This window comes from Actinokineospora sp. (genome assembly GCF_050699995.1).
In the GTDB taxonomy this organism is placed as follows: Bacteria; Actinomycetota; Actinomycetes; order Mycobacteriales; family Pseudonocardiaceae; genus Actinokineospora.
Window position 1 is genome coordinate 1 of record NZ_JBOHGC010000451.1, and the last position, 5,746, is coordinate 5,746.

Here is a 5,746-nt window from a genome sequence, read left to right on the forward strand (position 1 = left end):
ACCGGGTCTCGCCCTTGAGATCCCTCGCTTACCGCGCCGCCAGCGGCCCCCGCGATCGCTCCGCAGGCAATAACACCGATTGGACTGGTTCCGCATGCTGCAGCTATCGCGAAGCCGATGACCAACCCGCCGACAATTCCGCAGAATGTGCCGCATAGGGGGTCGCTGTACCCAGCGATGGGATCCAGCATGCGTTCGCTCCCCTTGTAGGGGCGTCCCTCGTGGTCAAAGTGTCGTTTGGAGATATTCTTCCCGCCTGGTTTGGCGACATCCGCAACCTGGCGGCCCTCGGCGTTGACTTTGCTGGGGATGTATCCATGTTCGGTGGGCCATCCGTCGCCACCGTTGCAGCTGTCGCACCAGAGGCCGGTGGGGTCGCTAAAGGTGATCGGGCTGCCGTTGGCGTAGGTGTAGGGATTCCATTGTTGTGGGTCGCCCAGATCCATGATGGGGTCGATGGTGAGGAATCGGCCGGTGCTGGGGTCGTAGTCGCGGGCCCCGATTCGGGTGAGGCCGCTGGTGTCCTTGGTGCCGCCGACGAAGCCCTTGGTGTCGGGCCAGACCGAAACCGTGCCGCGGGGGTTGCCGTAGGGATCCTGGCGGCGGGTGGTTACGGCGAGGTTGGCCTCAGCGACGGTGACGGTGCTGGTGCCCTGGTGGTCGTTGATCTTCCAGGTGAGGGCGGTGGCGCCCTTCCGGATCGCCACCGTGCTGCCGCCGTGGCCGTAGAAGCGGGTACCCGCGACCTCGCGGGTAGCGGTATCGAGGCGCAGTTCCATCCCCGGCAGGAACACGGTGGTGGCGCCCGGTTCACGCTTGATCAGCCGGGAACCGGCGGCGTCATAGACGTATGTGCTGGCGGCGCCGCCGGCTTCGGTGACTTTGCTGGTACGGCCTTCGGCGTCGTACTCCAGGGTTTGCGTCGCGCCAGCGAGGTTGCGACTGGTGGTGTTGCCGATGTTGTCGTAGCCGTAGGCGTCCGTACGGGTGGTGCCGCCGGGTTCGGTCGTCCGAACAGAACTGACGGCGTGCGGCTTGGATTGCCCGGCTGCCGGATAGGTGTAGGCGCGGGTGGTGTCGCCGGCGGCACTGTGCCGGGTCTCAGTGGTGCGGTTACCGACCTTGTCAAACCGGTAACTGCTCCAGTAAGGCGCGGGACCACCGAGCGAGCCGACAGCCGGCGCAGTGGCGCAGTTGTCCGTGTTGGGGGTCCAGGCCTCGGTGAGACGACGCAGATAGTCGTGGGTGAAGCACTGGATGTCGGCGGTCCCGCCCCCGGGGGTGTCCGCGATCTTGGTGATGTTGCCGGCGGGGTCGCGCGTGTAGTTCTTGTCGGTCACCCAGTAGTTGGTTTGGGTTTCGCGTCCGACTAGTTGGCGGGCGTGGCGGCGAGTGGCTTCGTCGTAGTAGTGGGTGACGTCGACGTTGCGTGGATAGGCGACGTCATCACTGCCATAGACGAATTGGAGCGGCTCGCCGTATTCGGAATAGGTGCTCCTGTTGACGAACATGTCGGTACCCGCGGCGTGGATACCGTAGGTCTGCTGCAACATTCCCTGGGTGTTGTATTGGTGGCTCACGAACTCAGCGGGAAGCCCACCGGCGGCCGGGGCCAGCACATCCCTGACCTGACCGATTTCGCTGTAGCTCGTTTTGAACGTGTAGGTCTTGCCCAGTTCAACACCCTCGGCAGCCGACGGGACAGTGATGTAGCTGGTCAGCGGCCGGTTCGCGACGTCGTACTTGGATACGCCGGTCTTGTAGCCGTGCCCGTTGACGAATCGGGTCGCCGAGGTGGGCAGGCCCTCGCGCACGGTGTCGAAGACCCATTCGGCGAGTTTGGTGCCGGTGACGGAACCTTCGAACATGCCGGTCTTGCGGCCGAGGTTGTCGTAGGTGAAGGCGAGCGTCTTGGCCCGGGCGTCGGTCGTGGTGAGCAGCTGCCCGGCTTTGTCGTAGGTCGAAGTCGTCGTTCCCCGGTCGGGGTCCACGGCCTGGATCTGGCGGCCGCGCAGGTCGTAGCCGTAGCGCCACAGGTTCCCGGCGGCGTCGGTCACGGTCTCGAGAGCACCGGCCTTCGTGTGGGTATAGAAGGTTGCGTCATAGGGGCCTGCCGCGGTTGCACCGTGGTACTGGCGGCGTTCGGTGACCTGGCCCTGCGCATTGGTGATCGTGGTGGTCGGGGTGGCTCCGGCCGGGGGCGTGACGTTGATGCGGTCGCCGCCGTAGGTGGTGGTGGTTCGCCACTGTTCAACGTCGCGGGACTTGAAGATCGATTTGGTGGGACGTGCCATGCCGTCGAATTCGGTGACACTCTGGCGTGGCACATCCACTCCGGCCACGCCATACACCGTCGTTGAGGGCGCGGACCTGTTCCAGTAGGCGGCGTTGCTGTACGGGGCGAGGCCGCGCGAGTCGTAGACGGTGTCGGTCAGGACGCGGCCGCCCTTGCCCGCGAGGTCATCGGCTTGGGTTTGCCGCACTCGCATAAGTCCGTCGTAGAGCGTGTGGTTGGTGACGTAGCCGCCCGCGAGGGTCTTGGTCGTGACCACCGTCGGCGCGTTATTGCGGACTTGGTAGTCAAAGACCATGTCGGCGCCGACACCGGAGGACTTGGGCCGTCCCGGCTTCCACACCCCTTTGAGCCGGCCGAGAGCGTCGTAGGACATGTCCACCGAGGCGCCGGTGACGTCGACGGTGTTGACTGGCAAACCCCAGCTTGGATCGAGTGTGCTGGTCGAGACCTTGGCGCGCGGGTTGGTAACGGCGACCTGGGTGGTTATACCGGTGGTTGGGGTGTAGGCGGTGGTGGTCTTGTTGTTGTTGGCGTCGAAGGAGTCGACTACGCGGCCGATGGAGTCGTAGGTCGCGGTATTGACCGTGACGAATGACTGGCCGGCGCCGTCCCACTTGTCCAACTGCTCGGCCTTGGTCACATCACCGCGGGTCGGTGCGACGCCCCAGGCGGCGTTGTCGTAGGAGGTTCGGGCCTCGGACAGGATATTCGTCGACGACGCGGCGACACCGCACAACTGCGACGTGGTCTGGACGCTCTTCGGATAGGTGATCATCCAGGCCGCGTCGTTGCGGGCGTACTGGGTGCGTGCGCACTTTTCGTCGCCGGTCACAGAGGTGTCGCCGAGGTCTTCAGCTTGGGTGGGAATGCCCTCGGCATTGAACGTCGTCTTGACCTCGGTGTTGCGCCAAACGCCGCCATCGAGCAGTGTGCGGGCCCGGTTCGCGCCGGAGCCGACAAGGAACGCCTGCTTCTCACCATTCGTGGCGGTCGGCCCCGACAGCCACGGGTCGCTGACCGAGCCCTCCGCTACGACGCCGTTGTTGTAGGTGAGGGATTCGCGGAGGAACCCTTGCAGCCGGTTGTGGTCTTCGACGCTGCCGCCGGTGCTGTCCTGCACCCAGACATCGCGGGTGCCGGCATTGGGAAGTTTGTCCCCGTCCATGCCGCGCAGATACAGGTTCTCGTTGACGCTCTGGGTCTGTCCCGCGCCACCCTTGATGGTCTTGACCTTCGCGTATCCGCGCCATTGACTCCACGTGCGGCGTTCGGGCTTGGCGAGATCGTTGTCGTCGAAGTGCCAGGCACCGTCGCCGATGTAGTCGTATCGGGTCAGGATGTCCGGGGAGTCGCCAAGTCGGTCGCCCTCGTTGATGCCGGTGACAACGTACTTGTGGAACCAGTCCAGACGGGGCTCGGTGTGGTTCGGCGGCGTCCACCACTGCGGGAAGCAGCGGTGGCCATTGGACTCCGGGTTCGCGGGCATCTTCACGCCGACCTGGCAGTCCCGATCAGAGTAGGTCACGAACGTGGTGCCGCCGGTCTCGTTGGTCACCTTGTACAGCCGGTGCCGGGTGATCGGGAGGTAGCCGTCGGTCTCGGCGACCCGGTTCGCCAGCGCGACGCCGTCGAACACAGTGTCCGGCAGGGTGATCGTTTCGCCGTTGGCCACACCGGCATGGGTGATCGACTGCAGCCACAGGCTCGGCGCCTGGCCGTCACCGGTCCCGGGGAACAGGTGATTGAGTGTCCACCGGTCGACGTCCTTGGCAGACCCGTTCCACATGCGGGTGGTCACGGCCTGCAGCCGCTTGCGTGTGAAGAACGTCGGCGAGTACCGGCTGGTGCACTGCTGGCCAGCATCGCAGAGCTGATCGAACGGCACATCCGGCCACGACGCGGCAGTCGCGGCGGTCAGTTGGGAGGGCTGGCAGGCGAAAGTCTGGGTGACGATGCACCGCTCGGCGACGTCGAGACTCACCCAGGCCGGCGGCTGTGCGAACAGCGCGCCACCACGCAGGCCGTAGGACATCTGCTTGAGCCAACCGCCGCGAACATAGGGGGTGGTGTTCGCGAGGTTGAGGTTGCGGGCGTAGTGGTTGATCTCCTGCTCGTAGGAATAGGTGGTGACGTTGCCGCGCGGGTCGATGATGTAGTCGAGGTTCCAGCGATACGCCTGCTGGCACCACGAAGCATCGAACGTGGCCTGCGCGCATGGCTCGCCGGTGTTGTTGCCGAACACCGGGACGGTCCAGGCGGACTTGGTCTCCGGATTGCCCGCAGCCCAACCGGGGAGCCTGTTCATCCCGAGGAAGTACTGGGTGCCGTCGGTCTTGGTGAGTTTCCAGTGTTCGCCGTCGTTGTCGCCGTTGACCGCACCGGTCAGCCGTTCGATCTTCGACCCGTCGTCGTCCTTGAGCTTCCAGCCTGCCGCACCCTTGACCAGTTCGGTTGACGATCCGTCAATCATGAGGGTGGCGTTGTCGGTGGCATAGCAGAGGTCGCCGGTCTTGGTCTGGCCGTTGCTGCCGCCCAGGTCCTCACCGCAGCTCTTGTACCGGCGTTCCACATAGCCCGGCCACAGGTCCCAGCCGTCACCGATCCAGGAGGCCTGGTTGTTCGTAGCCGAGGTCCGTCCGTCGACGGCCCCGCTCGAGTAGCCGAGGCCGACCGACGGTCCCTGACCGCCGTACATCGGTGGGACCCGCAGCGGATAGTTGTAGGAGAACGCGCCACCAGAACCGCCCGCGGTCCACGACCCCGCTGGGGTCAGAGACGTCGCCTTGTAGTCGCCGCCGCCGCCCTCCGGGGTCGTCGTGACGGCCAGCAGCACAGCATCGGTCGCCGACCCACGCTCAGCGGTGCCTGAGGCAACCCGCAGATCCACCTCCGCGGTCAGGCGCTTGTCCTTTGCGGAGTTCGTGGACCCGAGCGGCGTACCCGCTCGACACTCCGGCTTGTCCGGCGTGACCAGCGCGCACGCCGAGAGTTGGGCGAACCGCAGACGTTGGCCGTAGTCACCTCCGAACGCTGAGGCGAAACCGGAGTAGTCCAGCCCGATAGACACCGGTCCCGACGCATCGACACTCGATACCTTGACCAGCACACCCGCAACACCCGCCGCCTGCGCGGCGGCGATGTCGAGCACCTCGATGTCGACCTTGCCCGTGCCGGTGGCCGCCCTCGCCGACCGGCCAGCCGTGACCACGGACTTGGCGGCGGCAGGGTGCGCCAAATCGACCTGGGTCCGTCCCGGAGCCGGCCACCGCGCCGTCTCCGGCGCGGTGATCGCCTTCTTCGCGATCTCGTTATCCGGCGCGGCGGGGACCCAATACCAGGAACTTAGTGCTTGATCGTGTAGTGTCTGGTTGTGCCCAGGCGTGGTCAGGTGAAGGTGAAGTCCGGTGATCGGCTGGTGGATCGGGTGGGGTTGGGTGTGTTGGCCTCGCA

1 protein-coding gene is annotated in these 5,746 nt (G+C 65.6%); it reads right to left on the reverse strand.

Annotation, left to right across the window (positions count from 1 at the left end; all coding sequences use genetic code 11):
- Nucleotides 1-5,531: RHS repeat domain-containing protein (locus ACRDSQ_RS22345; RefSeq protein ID WP_431423767.1), on the reverse strand; the 5,531-nt coding region annotated here is incomplete at its 3' end.
- Nucleotides 5,532-5,746 lie beyond the last annotated feature (215 nt).